Annotated in this window: 20 protein-coding genes and 1 pseudogene; 13 read left to right on the top strand and 8 right to left on the bottom strand. The window is 68.9% G+C overall.

What is annotated here, in order from left to right; translation table 11 throughout:
* Window positions 1–64: 64 nt before the first annotated feature.
* Window positions 65–907 (bottom strand): hypothetical protein, encoded by an 843-nt coding sequence (locus tag WME82_RS40400; protein ID WP_438039662.1) that lies wholly within the window; start codon window positions 905–907, stop codon window positions 65–67.
* Between the two features lie 211 nt (window positions 908–1,118).
* Here WME82_RS40400 and WME82_RS40395 point away from each other — a divergent pair, with 211 nt between their 5' ends.
* The 3 genes from WME82_RS40395 to WME82_RS40385 all read left to right on the top strand — a co-directional run bounded on the left by WME82_RS40395 (window position 1,119) and on the right by WME82_RS40385 (window position 4,200).
* Window positions 1,119–2,054 carry a LysR family transcriptional regulator gene (locus WME82_RS40395; RefSeq protein ID WP_438039661.1) on the top strand — a complete coding sequence of 312 codons (936 nt, stop codon included), beginning with the start codon at window positions 1,119–1,121 and terminating at the stop codon, window positions 2,052–2,054.
* A 114-nt stretch (window positions 2,055–2,168) separates the two neighbouring features.
* The gene (locus WME82_RS40390; RefSeq protein ID WP_438039660.1) at window positions 2,169–3,251 is read left to right on the top strand and encodes a zinc-dependent alcohol dehydrogenase family protein; all 1,083 of its coding nucleotides are present in this window, start codon (window positions 2,169–2,171) and stop codon (window positions 3,249–3,251) included.
* Between the two features lie 115 nt (window positions 3,252–3,366).
* Window positions 3,367–4,200: an SDR family NAD(P)-dependent oxidoreductase gene (locus tag WME82_RS40385; protein ID WP_438039659.1), complete on the top strand. Its 834-nt coding sequence runs from the start codon at window positions 3,367–3,369 to the stop codon at window positions 4,198–4,200.
* An 877-nt stretch (window positions 4,201–5,077) separates the two neighbouring features.
* On the opposite strand, the gene WME82_RS40380 is transcribed toward WME82_RS40385, so the two are convergent.
* Both WME82_RS40380 and WME82_RS40375 read right to left on the bottom strand, forming a co-directional pair.
* A complete protein-coding gene (locus tag WME82_RS40380; protein WP_438039658.1) occupies window positions 5,078–5,995 on the bottom strand; it encodes a hypothetical protein in 918 nt (305 codons plus the stop codon).
* A 207-nt stretch (window positions 5,996–6,202) separates the two neighbouring features.
* Window positions 6,203–7,030, bottom strand: a complete 828-nt coding sequence (locus tag WME82_RS40375) for a TauD/TfdA dioxygenase family protein (RefSeq protein WP_438039657.1) — start codon at window positions 7,028–7,030, stop codon at window positions 6,203–6,205.
* Between the two features lie 496 nt (window positions 7,031–7,526).
* On the opposite strand from WME82_RS40375, the gene WME82_RS40370 reads away from it, so the two are divergent.
* Together WME82_RS40370 and WME82_RS40365 are read left to right on the top strand one after the other, a co-directional pair.
* Complete coding sequence (locus tag WME82_RS40370; protein WP_437853465.1) at window positions 7,527–7,928, top strand: DUF6968 family protein; 402 nt, start codon at window positions 7,527–7,529, stop codon at window positions 7,926–7,928.
* Window positions 7,929–7,973: 45 nt separating this feature from the next.
* Window positions 7,974–8,423, top strand: coding sequence for a hypothetical protein (locus WME82_RS40365; protein ID WP_438039656.1), 450 nt, complete (start codon window positions 7,974–7,976; stop codon window positions 8,421–8,423).
* A 1,085-nt stretch (window positions 8,424–9,508) separates the two neighbouring features.
* Here the strand turns inward: WME82_RS40365 and WME82_RS40360 are convergent.
* Window positions 9,509–10,045 carry a hypothetical protein gene (locus WME82_RS40360; RefSeq protein ID WP_438039655.1) on the bottom strand — a complete coding sequence of 179 codons (537 nt, stop codon included), beginning with the start codon at window positions 10,043–10,045 and terminating at the stop codon, window positions 9,509–9,511.
* A 7-nt stretch (window positions 10,046–10,052) separates the two neighbouring features.
* Window positions 10,053–10,805: a transposase gene (locus WME82_RS40355; protein ID WP_438039654.1), complete on the bottom strand. Its 753-nt coding sequence runs from the start codon at window positions 10,803–10,805 to the stop codon at window positions 10,053–10,055.
* 387 nt (window positions 10,806–11,192) lie between these two features.
* On the opposite strand from WME82_RS40355, the gene WME82_RS40350 reads away from it, so the two are divergent.
* Together WME82_RS40350 and WME82_RS40345 are read left to right on the top strand one after the other, a co-directional pair.
* Entirely contained in the window at window positions 11,193–11,513 is a 321-nt protein-coding gene (locus WME82_RS40350; protein ID WP_438039653.1) for a hypothetical protein, read from the top strand.
* A complete protein-coding gene (locus WME82_RS40345; protein ID WP_438039652.1) occupies window positions 11,510–11,869 on the top strand; it encodes a hypothetical protein in 360 nt (119 codons plus the stop codon). The genes WME82_RS40350 and WME82_RS40345 overlap by 4 nt, the downstream gene beginning before the upstream one ends.
* Window positions 11,870–12,106: 237 nt before the next feature.
* On the opposite strand, the gene WME82_RS40340 is transcribed toward WME82_RS40345, so the two are convergent.
* Window positions 12,107–12,916 carry a hypothetical protein gene (locus WME82_RS40340; protein ID WP_438039651.1) on the bottom strand — a complete coding sequence of 270 codons (810 nt, stop codon included), beginning with the start codon at window positions 12,914–12,916 and terminating at the stop codon, window positions 12,107–12,109.
* Window positions 12,917–13,089: 173 nt separating this feature from the next.
* On the opposite strand from WME82_RS40340, the gene WME82_RS40335 reads away from it, so the two are divergent.
* The 4 genes and pseudogenes from WME82_RS40335 to WME82_RS40320 all read left to right on the top strand — a co-directional run.
* On the top strand, window positions 13,090–13,764 hold the full coding sequence (locus WME82_RS40335) for a JAB domain-containing protein (protein ID WP_438039650.1): 675 nt from the start codon (window positions 13,090–13,092) through the stop codon (window positions 13,762–13,764).
* 287 nt (window positions 13,765–14,051) lie between these two features.
* Complete coding sequence (locus tag WME82_RS40330) at window positions 14,052–14,276, top strand: addiction module protein (RefSeq protein WP_438039649.1); 225 nt, start codon at window positions 14,052–14,054, stop codon at window positions 14,274–14,276.
* 463 nt (window positions 14,277–14,739) lie between these two features.
* Window positions 14,740–15,222 carry a DUF6036 family nucleotidyltransferase gene (locus WME82_RS40325; protein ID WP_438039648.1) on the top strand — a complete coding sequence of 161 codons (483 nt, stop codon included), beginning with the start codon at window positions 14,740–14,742 and terminating at the stop codon, window positions 15,220–15,222.
* A gap of 79 nt (window positions 15,223–15,301) precedes the next feature.
* Window positions 15,302–15,478, top strand: a pseudogene (locus WME82_RS40320) (JAB domain-containing protein); the annotation flags it as partial.
* Window positions 15,479–15,537: 59 nt separating this feature from the next.
* On the opposite strand, the gene WME82_RS40315 reads toward WME82_RS40320, so the two are convergent.
* The gene (locus tag WME82_RS40315) at window positions 15,538–16,242 is read right to left on the bottom strand and encodes an NADPH-dependent F420 reductase (protein WP_437853451.1); all 705 of its coding nucleotides are present in this window, start codon (window positions 16,240–16,242) and stop codon (window positions 15,538–15,540) included.
* 689 nt (window positions 16,243–16,931) lie between these two features.
* Between WME82_RS40315 and WME82_RS40310 the strand changes: the two genes are divergently transcribed.
* Entirely contained in the window at window positions 16,932–17,495 is a 564-nt protein-coding gene (locus tag WME82_RS40310; RefSeq protein WP_437741852.1) for a cysteine hydrolase family protein, read from the top strand.
* A 238-nt stretch (window positions 17,496–17,733) separates the two neighbouring features.
* Here the strand turns inward: WME82_RS40310 and WME82_RS40305 are convergent, their stop codons facing one another.
* On the bottom strand, window positions 17,734–18,537 hold the full coding sequence (locus tag WME82_RS40305) for an SDR family oxidoreductase (RefSeq protein ID WP_437853449.1): 804 nt from the start codon (window positions 18,535–18,537) through the stop codon (window positions 17,734–17,736).
* Between the two features lie 188 nt (window positions 18,538–18,725).
* On the opposite strand from WME82_RS40305, the gene WME82_RS40300 reads away from it, so the two are divergent.
* On the top strand, window positions 18,726–19,121 hold the full coding sequence (locus WME82_RS40300; RefSeq protein WP_437853447.1) for a winged helix-turn-helix transcriptional regulator: 396 nt from the start codon (window positions 18,726–18,728) through the stop codon (window positions 19,119–19,121).
* Window positions 19,122–19,247 lie beyond the last annotated feature (126 nt).

The raw sequence follows: 19,247 nt of genomic DNA, 5'->3' as shown, positions 1-19,247 counted from the left end.
CAGCGCACCAGAGTGCCTTCGATGTCCCATCGGGTAGTCATGCATTCATCTCCGCCCGCCGCTCTCAGGCCCGGCCGAGGATGCGGCGGAAGAAACCGGTCTTCGAGGGCGGCGCCTCGACAGGTCGTCCGACCAGCCAGCAGTCGGCGACCACGAGCGTCGCGCGCTCCGGGACCTCCACGGCGTCCGCCGGCGCGACGATGTCGATGGGACCGCCGAGGGTACGGACGCGCGTGTGTACGAACCTGCTCCCGGTGATCTCGTTGCGTGCAAGGGTGACCGACTCGACGTTCCCCGTGAGGAGGGCGCGGGCGCGCGCGCCGAGCTCGCCCTCGGCGCCGAACATGCCGTGCGGCAGGAATGCCTGGTCCGCGAGGCGCATGGGCTTGCCGGGCTCGCGCGGGACGCCGGGCTCGGCATCGCCGAAGAGCGCCGCCTGCGCGCGCTCGAGGTCGTCGGGCGTGGTGCAGAGTGAAAGGGACGAGGCGAAGCCGACGATCACGACCTCGAACGTCCGCTCCTCCGCGAGCCAGGCCTGATAGGGCTCGAAGAACAGGAATTGCAGCGCGGTCCGCGTGCACATCACGCCGGACGAAGGGTCGAGCACGTCGCAGTCCGCGCCGCTACAATGCAGGCACTCGCGATCGAGGTGCGGCGCGCTCGTGTGCACTCGCCAGCGCGTGCCGCCGTCGGGCGCGGCGAAGAAGGGGGTGATGCAATCGATCGCCTTTCGGGCGTCAAGCCGGGCAGCGAGCGCGGCGCCGCTCGCGTCGCGGAACCAGAGGTAGTGCGCCGCGGACGCGCCGAGGTCCGGCGGCGGAGCGGCGCGCTCGAGCGCGGCGCCGACCGTACGCCGCAAGTCGTCCTCGGAGGCAGCAGCGAAGCCGATCGCGGACAGGTTGCTCATGGGGGAGGTATACCCGAGATCTGTACGTGTGCGTTCATGAGCGCGATTGGGTCGAGGGCGGCACAGAGCCGCCGCGGATGAGCTGCGTCGTTCCGAAGTTCTTGATCGAGCCACCGCGACCGGGCCTGGCGGGCCGTGCGCCGTGTTCAGCATCTGCCTGGAGGAGGCCATCGCGAGGCTCGCCATCGCCCTTCCGTGATAGGAGAGGCCGATGGACCGGCTCGACGCCATGCTCGTTTTTCTGGCCGTGGTCGACACCGGCAGCCTGTCCGCGGCGGGCCGGCGGCTGCAGGCGCCGCTGCCTACCATCAGCCGCAAGGTCGCGGAGCTCGAACGTCATCTCGGCACGCAGCTTCTGATCCGCACCAGTCGCCGGGTCGAACTGACCGAGGCGGCGCGGGAGTACGCGATTGCCGCGCGGCACATCCTCGAGCAGCTGCAGGAAGCCGAGCAGGCCGTCGCGGGCGAATATCAGGAGCCTCGGGGGGAGCTGACCGTCACGGCGCCGACTCTGTTCGGCGAGCTGCACGTACTTCCGATCGCCAGCGAGTTCCTTGCCGCGCATCCGAAGATCGATCTGCGCCTCTTCCTGACGGACGTGATGGTGAACGTCGTGGAGGAGCATGTGCACGTGGCGGTCCGGATCGGAGAGCTGGAGGACAGCTCGTTGATGGCCAGGCGTGTCGGGTCGACACGCTCCATCACCTGTGCGAGCCCGGGCTACCTGCGGGCCTTCGGCGGCCCTCGGGCGCCAGAGGACCTGACGGAACGGGACGGCGTGACCTATCGTGGGTTCGTGTCCTCGCCCTGGCGGTACGTCCGGGACGCCTCCCACGTGATCGCGGAGCCGCGCGCGCGGGTCGCGGTCAATTCGCCCGCTGCGGCGGTGGTGGCGGCCAAGGCAGGCCTGGGGATCACGAGAGCCCTGGACTACCAGATCGCATCGGAGCTGCGAAGCGGAGCCCTCACGCCGCTCCTCGAGGCCTTCGAGGTGCCTGCTCTTCCGATCCACCTCGTCTTCTCCGGTCAGGGCCGCCTACCGCTGAAGGTGCGCGCCTTCCTGGACTGGATGGCGCCCCGGCTGCAGGCCCGGCTTGCGGCCGAAGGCGTCGGGGCGCCGGCGGGGCAACCGAGACCAGGCGCCTAGCGGCCCGCCGAGGCGACGGCAGCCTCTCGTTTTCCGAGAGGGAGCCTCACGATCTGATCCACTGCAACGCCGCCGGTGCGACGGCTAAGTCTCCGCAAGGACGAATCGCCGTCGATGCACGGGAGGCACGAGATGATCAGTTCAGGTATCACGACACCGAAGCGCTCCGACGCCGGACGAGCTCTGCAGAGGCCGCGCATGCGGCGCTGGGAGCTCGATGCCCCAGGCGTCCGGAACCTGACGCTCCGCGATGCTCGAAGGCCCGAGCCTGGGCCTCGTGAGGTCCTGGTGAGGATCCAGGCGGTCTCGCTGAACTACCGCGATCTTCTGATGTGGGAAGGCCGCATGGGCGAGCTGGCACACCCCTATGTGCCCGGGAGCGACTTCGCCGGGCAGGTCGTGGAGCTCGGACCGCTCGCGACGCGGTTTTTCATCGGCGATCGGGTGGTCGGCGTCGACATCGAGGACTGGATCGACGGGGCGGCCCCGGGCCTTCACACGAATACCATCGCGGTCTCGGGCCGCCTGGCCGAGTTCGCGGCGGTCAGCGAAGACATGCTGGTCGCAGCGCCCCAGACCCTCGGCCCCGAGGAGGCGAGCACGCTCTCGACTGCGGGTCTGACCGCCTGGATGGCTGTCGTGGAGACCGGGCGGGTCAGGGCGGGGCAGACCTGGGTCGTGCAGGGTACGGGCGGCGTTTCGCTCTTCGCGCTGCAGTTCGCAGCGGCGCACGGGGCGAAGGTGATCTTGACCTCCAGCAGCGATGAGAAGCTGGCGTTCGGATTGGGCCTGGGCGCACGCGCGGGTATCAACTATCGCACCCGTCCCCATTGGGACCGCGAGGTCATGGCGTTCACGAGCGGCCGCGGCGCGGACGCCGTGATCGAGATGGCCGCGGGCGAGAACCTCGCTACCTCCGTCGAAGCCCTGGCCTACGGCGGAAGGATCCTGCTCGTCGGCCTTCTGGACAGCGACCGCATCTCGACCCCGGTTGGCCCGCTGCTCCTGCGTCGCGCGACGATCAACGCGATCGGCGTCGGACCCCGGCGAGCGCTGGAGGACATGATCCGGGCCATCGACGGTCTCGGGATCCGCCCCGTCGTGGCCGCGACCTATGATCTGGTCGATCTCCCGGCGGCCGTCGCCCATCTCCAGGGGGGCGCCGTCGGCAAGGTCGTCGTGCGCGTCCAAGCCTAGGCGAACGATCCATCACGGGACGACCTCGGCGCAGGCTCGCGAGCCTGGCCGCGGAGGAACAGCGCTGCAGACCGCATGGCAGGCCGCACAATGCGGCCATCAGGAGGAACAGAAGATGAGTGCCCAGACCTGGTTCATCACCGGAGCGTCGAGCGGACTCGGGGCCGCGATCGCAAACGCTGCCCTTCGCGCCGGCCATCACGTTGCCGCCACGGCGCGGGACAGCGCCCGCCTCGGAGGGCTCGTGGAGGCGTACCCCGACGCTGTGCTTCCACTCTCGATGGATCTCACCAAGCCATCCGAGATCGAGACCGCGGTGGCCGCCGCCGAGGCGTGGCGCGGCGGCATCGACGTGCTCGTGAACAACGCAGCGCTCGGCTATCTCGCCGCAGTTGAAGAAGGAGAAGATCAGAAGATCCGGACGGTCTTCGAGACGAATTTCTTCGGCGTCGCGAGCACCCTACGGGCAGCTCTGGCCGGCATGCGCGCTCGGGGGCGCGGCACGATCATCAACATCTCTTCGATGAACGGCGTCGTCGCCATGCCCGCTCTCGGGTACTACAGCGCTTCCAAGTTCGCGCTCGAAGGCCTCACGGAGGCACTGTCGCAGGAGGTCGCGCCGCTTGGCATCAAGGTGATGTCGGTCGAACCGGGCGGCTTCCGGACGGGCATCGTCGAACGGAATCTCCGGAGCCCGAGGATCGACGCCTATGGCGCCACCGCCCATGCGGTCATGGACCTGCTGGTGAACGACAAGGACGGTTCACTTGCGCCAGGTGATCCCGTTCGGATGGCGGACATCCTCGTCCAACTTGCGGATTCTGGAGAGATGCCCCAGCGCCTCAGCCTCGGCGCGGACAGCTGGACAGGCATCATGGCGAAGCTGAATGCGCAGCGCGCCGAGTACGAGGCCTGGAAGGACGTCTCCCACAGCACGTATTTCTCGTGATGGAGCGAGCGTCGCGATCCTCGAGGCCACTCGTCCGGCAAACTCTATGGGCTGGTATCATCGAGGATCGTGCGGCGCAGTTCGAGGCGCGTGATGCGCCATCCGACTGGGCCGGCGACGGCGGCTGGGGCACGCCGGGCCAGGGCGGCGGCGGAGGCGGCGCGCGGCGCGCACGGCAGTGAGGTGATCGCGGGGCGGGGGGACCAGGCGGAGCGGCAGCGCGGCGGCCTCCTGCGCAGCGCGGTCGGCCGTCCTGCGCAGCCCATTGGCCTTCCTGCACAGGACCCGGCGCGCTCCTGTGCGGCTCCGTCGACCCTCCTGCTCAGCTCCGGGGGGGTCTCCTGCGGGCCTGGGCGCCTTCCTGTGCGCCCCCGTTGGTGTCCTGCGCAACATTCGCTCCTGTCCAGCGCGGCCTCCGCGCCTCTCCTGTGCACCCCCGTTGGTGTCCTTCGTCACGATCGTCCGACTCCTGCGCAGCCCGGTGGGTCTCCTGCGCAGCCTCGGCGTCGTCTCGCGCGCCTTCTGTGGTTGCCGCGCAATTCTTCCTCCCTCGTGCGCCCCCTCCGCCAGCTCCGTGGCCCGCTGCCCGCGGGCTGGGTCGGCGTCCGGGGCGAGGAAGGCAAGAGGGGCGGCGTCGGCCAAGGGGGCGGCGGGGGCGGTGGTAGCAACGGACGAAGCGACACGATCGCATGCCGCGCGGGCGGGCCTCCTTCTGCCGACCCCACTTGGAAGGGAAATCGCGCGGCGACGAGGACGGAGTTTTGTCGGTGGTTTTGAAGCTCGTGGATCGTACAGGCCGCGGCAGCAACGCCCCGCCGATAATCAGCCGGCAAAGCCCGTCTGACTCATCGCCTTGTTGGGCCGCATCCGTCCATCGTCAGGAAAGCACTTCGGTGGCAGTCTTCGCTCCGAGGACGTTATCGATCCAGCGGTCGAGGGTCGCGACCTCCGTGCATGCCTGGATGCGCGCGCTCTCGTCCTCGGTGAGCACGATCCCTGCACGCGCAAGCAGCCGCAGCAGCGTGTCCCTCTTGCCCTTGAGCTCGCCCTCACGGATGCCCTTGAGCTCGCCCTCACGGATGCCCTCGAGCTTGCCGCGATCGATGAGCTTCTGCACGAACGGGGGAAACGTCGCCTCGCCTTCGATCTGCCGTTCCATGACCACTGCCTCCAGAGCCTGCCTCATGGGCTCACGCAACCCGTTCCAGATGAGCTGAAAATAGACCATCGCGTGCGCCTGGTCGAGCCGGCCGAGGCCCGCGAGCGCCGCCTGGACCACGGTGAGCCCGCTCGGCCCGTTGCCGTGCGCCACCGCCGAGAGCACGGCGAGCTCCGTCTCCTTCTCCGCGTCGGCCGGGTCGATGATCTCGGGGACGACCGCCGGACCGAGCACCAGCGGCTCCACGTTGCCGCGGCCCAGGCCGAGGTCGATGTTCTCCGCGGCCCAGGCGGCCACGCCGGCGTCCGGCGCGACCACGAGGACGATCGTGCCGCAGCGCTTCCTGGCGCGCACGACCGCGACGTACGCCGGCCACGAGAACTTCTTGTCCGGGTCCACGTCGCGCTGCACCTCGATGACGATCGCCAGCACGAGCGCGTCGCTGTCGTCTCGAAGCTCGAGCACCAGATCGGCGCGGAACTCCACCGGGATGAGCTGGTCGAGCGACGACTCGACCACCGCGACCGAGGCGTGCGGCGGCACCTCGACGTGGAAGAGCGTCGCGAGCAAGCGGGGCGCGAGCTCCGGGTGCTCGCGGAACATCTCGACGAGGGCGTTGTGCTCGAGCGTCGGCATGACGCCCGGCCTCGAGCACACCCCATGCCGGCACGAAACACCGGGAAAATGCGAGCAGAGCTCCAGCTCAGGGGTGGCGGCGCCATGGCGGACGGGGGCGGCCAGCGACGCCGGCTGGGAAGCGGACCGGGCCGAGGACGGCGGCTGGGGCACGCCGGGCCAGGGCGGCGGCGGAGGCGGTGGCGGAGACGGCGTGGGGGCGCGACGTCAACCGAGCACGCCGAACAGCTCGCCTTCGAGCGGCCGCGAGCGGAACCCGTCGGGCCCCTGGGGCAGCTCGCCTGCGACGGTGATGCGGCGAACGACGCGCGGCAGGTCGAAGTGGGCGTAGTCGATGGGGCCGGCGTGGGCGGTGGCCTGGTTGTCCCATACGGCGATCGCGTTGGGCGTCCAGCGGAAGCGCACCGCGTACTCGGGCCGCGTCACCTCGTCGGCGAGCATATCGAGCAGCGCCTGGCTCTCGCGCTCTCGCAGGCCCACGATGTGGCTCGTCGTCCCCGGGTTGACGAACAGCGATTTGCGGCCGGTCCGCGGGTGCACGCGAACGAGCGGGTGAAGCGCGGCGAACGGGCCTACGGCCTTGCGGCCCGGCCTGGGCTCTCCGCTATCGTAGCTGCTCGTGCGGTGGACGGCCTGGAGCCCGTCGACGAGCGCCTTGATCGTGGGCGACAGGCCGTCGTAGGCGCACTCGAGGTTGCTCCAGAGCGTGTCGCCGCCGTACGGCGGGATCTCCACGCCGCGCAGGATGGAGTACCTGTTCGGGTTGGCGACGAAGGTGATGTCGATGTGCCAGCCCTTGTAGTCGCGCGGCGGTCGGCGGTCGGCGGCGGGCGCGGGTCCGGGTGTATCCGTTCGGTAGAGCCCATCCTGACGCCGAGCAGGCCAGGGACATAGGCTTGCCGTGCGGTGAAAGTTGAGTTCGCCAGTCGCGGTGAGCAGGCCGTACTTCTTCGCCGTCCGGCGAAGAGAATTCCCCCGGAGGATCCACTCCTCGATGAGACGCTTCGCCGGATGAAAGCAAATGACACAAGCCATCTAACGTCAGAAAATATGACGTCGGATGTTCACTTGACAAGCATTACAGCCTATCCAATTGTCGATTCAAATGCAAATCGTATAGGGAGCGACCCGGCAAGGTCGTCCTTGACGTAGTCAGGGGCCGGGCTCCACGTGCTCCTCGGGGGAAGCACATGAGACGGCTGCCGTGCGTGCTGGGTCTTCTCGGAGCCACAGGTCTGGCGGCCACGATGGGATGTGGAGCATCGCCAGAGGTGGACGAACCCGAAGCGGCCAGCGGCGAGGTCGAACTGCATGACTCCCTGGACGAGTGCAACCGGGCATGTCGGAACGGACAGCAGGCGATGGAGCAATTTTGCTCCCAGCTACCACCGGATCCTCGCTTGAGGGCCGGTTGCTGGGCGGCAGCGAAGGGTGGATTGGTCGCGTGCCTCGGCTGGTGTTACTGGCACTACGGTACGTGAAGAGGGCGTCCGCTTGACACCCTGCGGGAAGGGGCCGCAAGGTGCGTCCTATGCAGGACGACACCCCGCTCGAACCCATTGCAGAACGCCGCCTCTCGGTCGTAGGCGAGCCCGGCCGGATGGTGACCGTGACCATCGGCAAGCCGGTGCAGAAGGCGTCCGGTGACTGGGCCTGTCCGGTAGATATTCAGGGAATTCCAGATCCCGTCCGAGACTCGGCCTACGGTGTGGACGCGGTCCAGGCGTTACAGCTCGCGTTCGAGACGGCTCGTCAGTCCCTCAAGAAGGCTGGGCTTCCCGTCACCTGGTGCGACGGAGAGCCCGGAGAGACGGGTTTCCCCATGGCCGTGCCGTACATCTTTGGCCGCGCTTTCGAGGACAGGATGGAGCGTGTGATCGAGGATGAGATCGAGAAGGCCGTGGAGGCGAAGAAGAAGGGGGCGCCCGGCTGACCCCCCTCCCGGGGCACCATGCTCCGAGAGGGGGCTGGACCGCGGGTGTCGATCACCGCTTGTGGTCTGAGGACGGGGCTACACCTGGCGCGGGAACCCGGCGCCGTTCGGCAGCCGTCGGAAGATCTCCGCGAAGCCGAGGAAGACAGCAACAACGGCGTCATTTGTAGTCAGGGTGTGCTCTCGTCCATCCGCACCTCCGGCGCGAATCTCTACGCAGCGCAGAGGCTCCAAGACAGCATGCAGGTCACCGGACGCGTACAGACAATGTGCGCCTGCCTCGCCACCGCCACATCGATCTACTCGACCAGCACCGCGCGGACCCCGCCGTGCCCACCGAGGAGGTCGGCGGCGCCATGGCACGACCTCGTGCGCAAGGAGGGCCGCTTCCTCCGCCTGTCGGAGGTCGGCGAGCAGCCGATCCGCCGCGCGCACGCCGTGCACCCGATCGCGGTGCTCCAGACAGGGTATCGAGAATCGGCGACATGGGCATAACTTCATCGGAGCCGATCGCGATGCTCGTCCAGTCGAACACCGCGATCGAGATCCTCCGAGGCTGGCTTTGCCCCTCCGCCGGGTGGGGGGCATCAAGGCGAGGACTTGCCCGGGCCGAGCCGTGCACCCGACGGTGCCAATGGGATGGTTGGCGGGAATACGTGCTCGGCGGAGACCTTGGCCGGCGGGGCTGCCGTGGTGAACCCGTGCGAGGGCGGGGCTCCCGAGCGTCGGCGGCACGGGCGGTGACGGATTGCCCGGCGGCGCGGTGGACGGGCGCGACGGCGAGCCAACCCCGACGCCGAACCCCAGCAACTACGGCGGGCGAGGACGCGGGGACGTGGCCGACGTGGGCTGCACGGACGGCGACTATGGCATCTACGGCGCGCGAGGCACCGTCGGCGCACCCGGCCAGGGCATCGGGCGCATCAGCGAGGCCGGCTGGGAAGCGGACTGGGCCGGCGACGGCGGCTGGGGCACGCCGGGCCAGGGCGGCGGCGGAGGCGGCGTGCTGGGCGCGCACGGCAGTGAGGTGATCGCGGAGCGGGGGGACCAGGCGGAGCGGCAGCGCGGCGGCCTCCTGCGCAGCGCCGCCGGCCGTCCTGCGCAGCCCATTGGCCTTCCTGCACAAGACCCGGCGCCCTCCTGTGCGGCCCCGTCGACCCTCCTGCGCAGCCCGGGGGGTCTCCTGCGCGGCCTGGGCGCCTTCCTGCGCACCCCCGTTGGTGTCCTGCGCAACATTCGCCCCTGTCCTGCGCGGCCTCCGCGCCCCTCCTGTGCACCCCCGTTGGTGTCCTTCGTCACGATCGTCCGGCTCCTGCGCAGGCCCGGTGGGTCTCCTGCGCAGCCTCGGCGTCGTCCCGCGCGCCTTTTGTGGTTGCTGCGCAATTCTTCCTCCCTCGTGCGCCCCCTCCGCCAGCTCCGTGGCCCGCTGCCCGTCACCTTACACGCAGGGGCTGCCGGGCAAGGGCGGCATCCGCTGGGACGACCAGGGCAAGATGATCTCGGGCGAGGACGGCGTCGCTGTGGAGACGCTCCGGGTTCCTCGATCGGCCGGGCTCGCCAAAGGATTCTTGTCCACCGGGTCAGGAGTCCCCGCGCTCGCGGTCTCCAGGGCCTTGCCTCTTGGATTTCAGCAGCGCAGGTACGCCTTCCGGCCAGTAGAGGAACTCCTCCGGTGGCATCTCCGGCTCAGGCGAGTTGTCCCACCCGCCCGGCGGCGCCAACATTCCCTCGGCGTGAAGGAGGGCGCGCGCGACCTCCGTGATCTCCGCCGGCAGTCCAGGAGGCGACCACGCTTCGATGAGCGCACGGAGCCGCATGGCCAGAGGCTCGCGCTCTTCGTAGGGCACGGGGCTGAATTCCGGGGACACGTGGCGCTTACCGCGACGAACGTACGCGAGGTACCAGTCCACTATCCGAAGCAGGTGCTCGCGCGGAGGCATGCGGCTCATCCCGAGGAAAAGCCGCGGAACGGCGAGGGCGTGCACCCACAGGATGGCCGCAGCGGCTTGCTCGAAGTCGGAGAGCGCAGAGCTTCCATCGGGCCTGCGCTTCGCGGCATGCTCGAATGCCATCTGGAGGATCATGTCGGTATCAACGATGTCGTCATCGTGTGCCATGGAACCCTCATTCGAAGGGGACCGGATGCGCGAGCAGCATACATTCTTCGATTTTCTTGTCTATGAAAACGTACCAGATCATCTTGATGCCCACGATTTGTTTGTCGCGAACACAGGTGTAAGTGCACCAGCCCTTGTTGATGAATGCTGATATATCAATAAAGCTCGGGCACAGCGAGCACCTTCCCTTGCCGCATCCCGTGACCGCGCAGCTCCCATAACCCTTGCCGTCCTCGAAGTCACAGTACTGCTTGCGCCTGCAGCCGAAGTCCCACTTGTCGACGCATTCTTCCTTGATGTTGATCTTCGCCAGCTCGACCGCCGACGGATCGAGCCCCTCGACCCACTGCTGCGCTTGCTCCCAGACGATGGGCGCGTACTCATCGATCATCTGTTGCAAGAGCGTCGGGGCGATTGTTGCAGGATCGCTGCCTTGCGACTCGATCATCGCGGCGAGCGCGTAGCTGGAGTACTGCGTCTTGAGATCCACGAGAGCGAGCTCGTAGGGATCGGCGATCGCCAGCGCCTCCTCCAGCGCGGTGGTCGCCTCTTCATCCTCCACGGCCGGGACTTCGGAGTCTTCGCCGTTGTCGTCCTGGTCGCCAGCGACCTCCTCACCGCTACCAGGATCGGCCTGCGTATCGTCGATCCCATCACCGCTCCCTGGTCCGATGTGGATCGTGCATGCGGGGACCACCAGCCCGCCGAGAGTGCCAACGAATGACAGTGCTGCGATGTGCGAGAAGAGCTTCTTCGACATGGCCTCCTCCAGTTCAGAACGGACGCAAGCTTCTCCCGAGGCGTCACGGCCAGTCGTCGTCTCCTCGCCGAGGTGGCCGATCACCTCGGCGTTCCCGGATCGCTCCTGACTCGCACGCGCGAAGCGCGAAGCAGCCGGACGGCACCGGCGTCGGCAGCGCGGCATCAAGCGCGATCGTTCCAGCGCCGCCCCAGGATCTACGAATTCATGCGCCCCTCCCGAACGCGACGTACAGGTGGGAGCCTTCCGCGTCTAGACCCGCCTGCAGGCTGCAGCGCGAAGGCGGCATCTGCTGGGCAAGTCGTCGAGGGCAGGCCTGGCGACCGCCTGAAGTCGCCGACCCCGACGCGGCACCTCAGCAACTACGGACGGCGAGGACGCGGGGACGTGGCCGACGTGGGCTGCACGGACGGGAACTACGGGATCTACGGCGCGCGAGGCACCGCCGGCGTCCCTGGCCAGGGCATCGGGCGCATCGGCGAGGCCGGCTGGGAAGCGGACTGGGCCGGCGACGGCGGCTGGGGCACGCCGGGCCAGGGCGGCGGCGGAGGCGGCGGCCGCAGGGGCGGGCTCGGCGTGTGCGGCGCGGTGTCCAAGGGGGGCGCCGGGGGAGGATCGGGCGGGGCCGGCGGCTGGGTGGACGAGGCGGCAAGGGGGGCGAGAACGGCTACCCGAGCATCGGCATCGTCGCGCTGCACGCCAGAGTGACCGTGCGCGACAGCGAGATCGAGACGTCCGACGGCGGCCAGGGCGGCGACGGCGGCGAGCCCCAGCGAGGCGGACGAGGCGGCCGGGGCGCACCGGGCGGCGTGCTGGAGGACCACTCGGCCTATTCCTGCAACGGGGGCCCCGGCGGCGACGGCGGCGAGGGCGGCTACGGCGGCCCGGGGCGCGGCGGCGACTTGATCGGCATCGCCTACCTCGACGAGGACCGGCTCACGATCGAGGGCGTCACGTTCACGCTGGGGCCGCCGGGCAAGGGCGGCATCAGCTGGGACGACCAGGGCAAGATGATCTCGGGCGAGGACGGCGTCGCCGTGGAAACGCTGCGGTTTCCTGAATAGCTGGGTTGGAGCTCGCCCAGCGAACCGCGTCGGTGGAAGCCGGTGCGTCCACAGGCCCGGGTGCAGCGGCGGCCATGGGGGTGATCGGTCGAGCACCCCAAGCTCCCCCCACCACCCGGGGACGCCCCGTCAGCGGGGCGCGCCGGCGGGAGGCGGCGGCACCTCCTTGAACACCTCGGCGTCAGGCAAGGTGTCCCGAGGTCGCACAGAATTGAGCGGTCTATATTGTTGAAGATGCTATTTGAACCACTTTGCCAACTGCTCGAGCTGGTCTTTAGTAAATTGCTTTGCCAGAAACTCATTGAGGCGACGCGGGTCCGGGTCTGCACGAACCGGGTCAACGACCTCTTCCCAGGTATCGTAGTCGTCCGGCTTTCCAGCAATGATGACGCCTACGCCATGCTTTTTTGCTTCGGCAAAGATCTCGTCCAAGTGGCTCTCGAGTTGCTTCGCGCGCTCAGCAGGAACATGAGCGAGAACGTATGAACGCGTCGCAGACCGGAGGTGTGCGAGAGCTTCATACACAGACGTGACATCAAGACCGTCCGAGGTCTTGATTTCAAAAGTAATGACATCAAAATGGCGTCCCGGGATGTACGGGTAGGTCGAGAGCGTCGCAACGGCCAAGTCGGGCCGCGACCACTTACCGCCCGTATATCTACTACCTTGCTGCGCCGTAACTTGAATGACGTGGTTGTCGAAGCCGGCAGCCGCAACCCAGCTTTCGCCAATCACCTTAGCCATTGGTGCGTAGAGGCTCTTCTCGCGTTCCCAGTCCTCTTGCGGAGGCGTGACGCTGACCTCGGGAACCCCTGCAGCCGCCGCTGGCGCTCCCGCGGTCGCATCAAGCACTCGATAGACGCTGCCGCCTTTGCCACGACCACGCTCGAGAACGCCGCGCTCAACCAACCGGTTGCGCACCGGCCAGTACTCAAGCGGAGTCCACCGCAGAGTACGCATTAGCGCCATGTTCCCAACTGGTGTCCCGTCCTCTGGCACCTGCTGCAACAGCGCCGCTTCCTGAGCCTCAAGCGTCATAGCGTCCATCTACAAGCTCCTGTGCCACGTCCAGTCCGGTCGTGAACCTTACCGGGGACAGGTGCGCGCAGGCAAGGCTCATCACCAGAAGTGTGACGTGCGCGCCAGCCCAACCCCCACGCGCTCAGCAGCGACCTGCAGCGCGAGGTTAGGCGGCGGGGCGCTTGCGCGGCCGGCCGCGCTTGATCTCCTCTTCGCCCGCGCGCTCACCCGCTCTCGGCGGTGGCCCAGATGAGCCGCGCCCCGTCGACGCCCCCGCCGAGACGGCGGCCGAGCTGCCAGCCGCGACCGAGGCCGCCTTCCTCGAGATGGTGCTCGGCCTGCCCGGCGTCGGCCCGCGCATCCTCGGCACGGCCGCTCTTCCCTCCCTCGGTCGCCTCTCACCCGCGGCGCTCGCCGAGCGCATCCAGATCGCGCTGTTCGACGCGACCCGGCTCGCCGCCGCCTTCGAGCTCGGCCGCCGCTACCACGCCGCCCGCGCACGCCGGGGCGCGCTCCTCACCGACGCCGCCCGCGTGGCGCGGTACTTCGGCCCGAGGCTGGCGTCCCTGGTCCACGAGGAGCTCTGGATCGCGGCGCTCGACACCCACGGCCGCGTCCGCGAGACGCGCCTGCTCGCCCGCGGCTCCGACGACGCCCTCCACGTCGGCCGCTCAACCGTCCTGCGCACGGCGCTGGACATGGCCGCCCACAGCTTCGTCCTGGCCCATAACCACCCGAGCGGCGACCCGACGCCGACCCGCGAGGACGAAGCGATGACCCTGGAGCTGCGCCACCTCTCCGCGGAGTTGCTCGTCCCGCTCACGGCCCACGTCATCGTCACGCCCAGCGGCCGCTACGCCGCCGTCCACGAGTAGGCCCTCGCCACGCGCAGCACCCCGCCGCCGGCGCGCTGTGCCCCTGCGCATCCAGCCGAAAGCCTCCCGCGCACCGCCCCGGCCGGGAGCTCCGCGAGCCCGGGCAGCGGCAGAGGCGCTGGAGCCCGTGGAGCAACCGACCGTGGCTTGGCTAGCCCGAGCTCGGTCAGGTCGCTCCGTGCCTGCGCCACGCCAGTCGACGTCGGCCATCGCCGTCGTCGCGGCATCTCCTCGCCGATGGGGAAGCGCGCCTGGGCAGCCTCCGAGCCGCGCGGTACAATCCCCCCGTGAACCTTCCCGAGCTGGAAGCCGAAGCCCTGAAGCTGCCCGTCGCGGAGCGCGCACGTCTCGCAGAAACGCTTCTGGAAAGCCTAGATGAGCTCTCCGAGGAGGAGCACAGGCGCCTCTGGACCGAGGAAGCGACGCGTCGGGACGCAGAGCTTGACACGGCTCCGTCCCGGGGGAGACCGGCCGAGGAGGTCTTTCGTGACGCCCGCGCGCGGCTCCGGTGACGCTCCCGGTCATCGTTCACGACCGGGCTGAGGTCGAGCTGAACGATCGTGCGCCCGAGGCGCGACCTCGACCTGGATGGCGCGCGAGAAAGGCGCTCGCGAGGTCGGGCGGTGGGACCCACCTGACCGCTGCGACGTCCAAGGCGGGAGGACTGCGACGGGCGTACGCGCTCAGGGAGACGACAGCCGGCCGGCCTCGGGAGCCATGCTCGCTCGCTATCGTCGGGGATCACCACCGTGGTACAGTGGGTCAGGAGCCCGACGCCGATGCATGATCGCCAAGCCGAACGAACAGCGGCTGAACCCTCCGACGCCGAGAAGAGCTGGGATCAGCGGATACTCGAAAGGGTCCCCTCTGGCGTTGATGCATCGCTCATCGCCGAGAACCTGCGCTTGACTCCCACCGAGAGAGTCGAGCGGATGCGGAAGGCACTGGAGTTCATCGAGGAGGCGAAGGCAGCCCATGGTCACCGACTTTCGGCGCGTCGTTGAAGCGCTCGTCGGTGAGCGTGTCGATTTCGTGATCATCGGCGGGCTCGCGCTGGTAATTCAAGGCTCGAGCCGCACGACGAACGACATCGATATGTGCTACTCGCGCGATCGCGAGAACTTGCGGCGCCTCGCACGCGCCCTGGCTCCGTTCCATCCTACGCTTCGCGGGTTTCCTCCCGAGTTGCCCTTTTTCTGGGATGACCAGACGTTATGGAGCGGGCTCAACTTCACGCTGAGCACGGATATTGGCGCCATAGACTTGCTGGGCGAGGTGCCCGGAGTGGGTTGCTTCGACGACGTTGTGAAAGGGTCGGAGGAAATCCAGCTCTACGGCTCCACGGTTCGAATCCTGGGGCTGGACGCCCTGGAACGCGCCAAGCGCGCGGCCGGTCGTGCCAAAGATCTGCTCGATCTCGGTGAGATCGCTGCGATCCGTGCGCGCCGATCCCCCTGATACTGACCGACGTCGACCTGCGAGAACGAAGCGACGCCGGCTACCGCAAGCCGGCTACCGCAACCTGGGTCGGGTCACCCCCGGCGTCACGCCGCGCATCCTCGGCACGGCCGCTCTCCTCTCCCTCGGCCGCCTCTCGCCCGCGGCGCTGGCCGAGCGCACCCAGATTGCGCTGTTCGACGCGACCCGGCTCGCCGCCGCCTTCGAGCTCGGCCGCCGCTACCACGCCGCCCGCGCGCGCCGGGGCGCGCTCCTTCTGAGGATACTGCGTCCTCGAGGCCGCCGCTGCGGCCGACGATTCCGCTTGCGCTCGGATCAGCTCGGGCTCTGTGACGCGATGAGCGATCGCAGCCAGTCGTCCGAGGCCTTGCGGTACTCGGGGATGCGGCTCCGCTCGGCCGCGGCGAGCGCCTCCTTCAGCCGAGGCGCGTCGAGGTCGTGGATGTAGCCGGGGGTACCCGGCTGCTGCCGCCACGAGTCCTCGAGGCCGCCCGCGTCGACCGCATCGAAGCCGAGCTCGTCGACGAGGCGCATGACCTTCGCCCGCGCTTCCGGCGGATCCCCCGCGATCGGGAGCGCGACGCGCCCCGGCGTGCCCTTCGGCTTGCCCTTCGCGAGCAGGCTCTCGAAGTAGATGTTGTTGAACGCCTTGACCACTGGCCGCCCGATCTGCTCGGCGACCCACGCGCTCTCGACCTGCCCCGCCTCGATGGCCGGGATGCTGCCGTCGCGGACCGGGTAGTAGTTGTTGGTGTCGATCACGACCACATCGGCGGGCACGCCGGCGAAGAGATCGTTCGGCAGGTCCACGACCGCGCGCTGGGGGATCGTAACGACCACGATCTCGCCGCCGCGCGCGGCCTCGGCGGCCGTGACGGGGGTGGCCCCGGTCTCGGCGGCAAGCTCGCGGAGCGTGTCCGGCCCGCGCGAGTTCGCGATCACGACCTGGTGACCGAGCTTACCCAACAGCTTCGCCAGCGACCCGCCGATCGAGCCGGCGCCGATGATTCCGATCTGCATTCGTCACTCCTTCGAGCCGAGCCGCCCGCGATCGAGCGCGGACGCCGGCGGTCCAGGTGCATCGCCTGACGCAGACGGGCGATCGCTCCCTGAATGGTCGGTCCGCCTTGAACTCCGACCCACTCCCACGTGCCGCCCCAACGCATCGTGCAAAGGCAGCGTATCCGACGGCTGCCCCACCTTGTCAAGCAGACCAACGCAGGACCGTGCGGTATCTACACCGGACGAAGGCGCGAGCGGGCCCTCGATGCCCCATCCCTCCGAAGCGAAGAAGTGCCCCTGCAACGGCGCGGCCCGCGCCCTCACCCGCTCTCGGAGGTGGCCCCGATGAGCCCGGTGGGCCGCGTCCCGTCGGCGCCCCCGTCGAGACGGCGGCCGAGCTCCCGACGACAACGCAGACGAGCACGTGGCGCGTGCGCCGCGCGTCGGGCCATTGATGGTCGCGCGCCGCGCGTCGAGCGCACGGGCATGCCGATGAGAGGCGCACGCGTGGCGCGCCGCTGGACGCGATCGATGACGCAGGCGAGTATGTAGTTGGTACGTGTGCCGGTCGAGGGGCCATCGAGCGTCGTGCCTGAGGCAAGGCATGATCGCCGAGGGAGGGCAGAAGACTGCCCCGCGAACCTCGACGACCGTCTCGGCGTCGGTGTTCTATTGACGGTGGGCCGCCGGATGGAGAAGCTCGCACCATGAGCTGCGCGCTGATCGTCGGTGACCTCCAGGTCGGGATTCTCGACAACTACCCGTTCACGAAGGCCGTGGTGCCGCCGGTGACCGAGCTGCTGCCGCGAGCCCGCGCTGCCGGGGTGCTGGTCGTGTTCGTGCGTACCGCGTTTCGGGCCAACGGCGCGGACTTGGCGGGTGAGGTCTTCGCGGCCTTCCACCGGGCCGGCAACCTGTTCCACGAGGGTTCGCCGGGTACGGAGGTCGCGCTGGAGGTCACCGCGGACGACGTCGTCGTGCTCAAGCGGCGCACGAGCGCGTTCGCAGGAACGGATCTCGATCTGGTGCTCCGCGCCCGCGGCGTGGACTCGCTCGCGCTCACTGGTGTCGCGACGAGCGCCATGGTCGCGGCCACGCTGTACGATGCGTCGGACCGGGGCTACGAGCTGACGGTGCTCCGCGACGGGTGCGCCGACCCGGACCCGGCGGTGCACGAGCTCCTCGTCAACACCGTCTTTCCCAGCAGGGGAGCGGAAATCGTTACGTGCGCGCAGTGGCCAGCTCGTGGTGCGCGTACGGCTCCCCGTTGAACGGCTCGACCTCGCGGTAGCCCGCGGCGCGGTACAGGCCGATTGCCTCGCTCAGCACTCGGCAGATTTATCGAGTCGACTCCATTGTCGTCGGTGGCGTCGCCGCCGTGATCCAGGGAGCCCCGTCAACACGTTTGATCTGGACGTCGTACACGCTCGCACGCCGGACAATATCGAACGGGTGCTCAGCGGCTGTTCGGCGGGCGGGCGTTGTGCCGAGTGGGTCCGGTGTTTGCCGTCAAACGGTGGGCACAGTGCCCCCGTCGATCAGGTACTCGCTCCCATGGATGGACGCCGCCCTGTCGGAGGCAAGGAATGCGACGAGCTCCGCGACCTCTTCGGGCCACGCGGGACGCCCGATGGGGATACCACCGAGCGCGTTCATGATGCCCTGCCGGGCCGTGTCCTCGTCCGTACCGGCGCCGTCGGCAAGGCGCTTCACCAGGGCGTCGGCTGCCGTCGTGCGGATCCATCCCGGGGCGATCGAGTTCACGCGGACGCCCTTCGGTCCCAGCTCCTTCGAGAGCGCCTTGCTGTACGTGGACAACGCGGCTTTCGCCGACGCGTACGCGATCGTCGCGTCGTGGAGAGGGAGCCGGCGCTGGATGGACGAAACGTGGAGGACGACCCCCGCGCCTCGCGCGATCATGTGCGGGAGGAGCGCGCGATCGAGGCGCACGGCGGCCATGAGGTTGAGCGACAGCTCGTCGTGCCAGATGTCCTCGGTGAGCGACGCGAAGCCGCCGCCCGGCGCAGAGGAGCCGCCGACGGTGTGGACCAGGATGTCGATGCCGCCAAGCTCGCCCAGGACCGCGCGGACGACGGCGTCCACCCCTGCCACCGTGGCGAGGTCGGCCTGTACGAAGACGTTCGGCGACTGGCCTGCCGGGAGCGCAGAGCGCGCCGTGGTCGCCGTCACGGCGCCCGCCGCGCCGAGGCGGCGGACGATGGCCTCGCCCGCCCCCTTGGTGCCGCCTGTGACGAGCACGCGCTTGCCGGCGAACTCCTCGGGATCGATCGAGAATCTTCGGGGCGTGTTCATCCGTCGATCTCCGGGCGGGCGATCCGAGCTCGATCGAGCATGGCATCGACGCTCCGCGCGTTCTGCGCGGCGACGTCCCCTGCGAGCGGTTCAGGTACTTGCATGGGCGGTGATTCCTCCTGAGGGACGATGACTCGCGGCCCGGCGCGTGGGCCCCCTCGCGCGCAAAGTTGGGCTAGGCTCATCGGGTGGCAAGAACGCACGAAAAGGTGGGGTACGCACCTGAAGGTGAGTACGACGAGCCGGCGACTCCCGAGATCGCCGCCGAGCGTGTCGAGCAGGCCCTCGAGCTCCTCAAGGGGCGCTGGAAGCTGGTGATCCTCTTCCGCCTCTTCGGAGGGAAGGTGCAGCGCTTCTCGGAGCTCGAGCGCGCCATCCCTGGCATCTCGCAGAAGATGCTGATCCAGCAGCTCCGGCAGATGGAGCGCGACGGGATGATCTGGCGCGTCACGCACCCCGAGGTGCCGCCCCGGGTCGAGTACGGGCTCACCGCGTGGGGACAAGCGCTCTGCCCGGCGCTGGACACGCTGCTTCGATGGGCAGCCAAGCGCGGCGCGTCCTCTCCCGTCGATTCGAGGTCGTGATGGCTGCCCCGGTGGCGCTCGCCGAGGGCGAGTCGGAGCGACCGCATCCGCGGACCTCCCCATCAATCCATGGAGCAGAACGAGGGGAACCTTGGCGCCTCCAGCTCGGAGGTAGTGGATGTTGAT

It is taken from the genome of Sorangium sp. So ce128 (assembly GCF_051525245.1).
Lineage (GTDB): Bacteria > Myxococcota_A > Polyangia > Polyangiales > Polyangiaceae > Sorangium > Sorangium cellulosum_B.
Note: the sequence above shows the minus strand (reverse complement) of the source record. Positions and strands in the feature narration are given on the sequence as shown.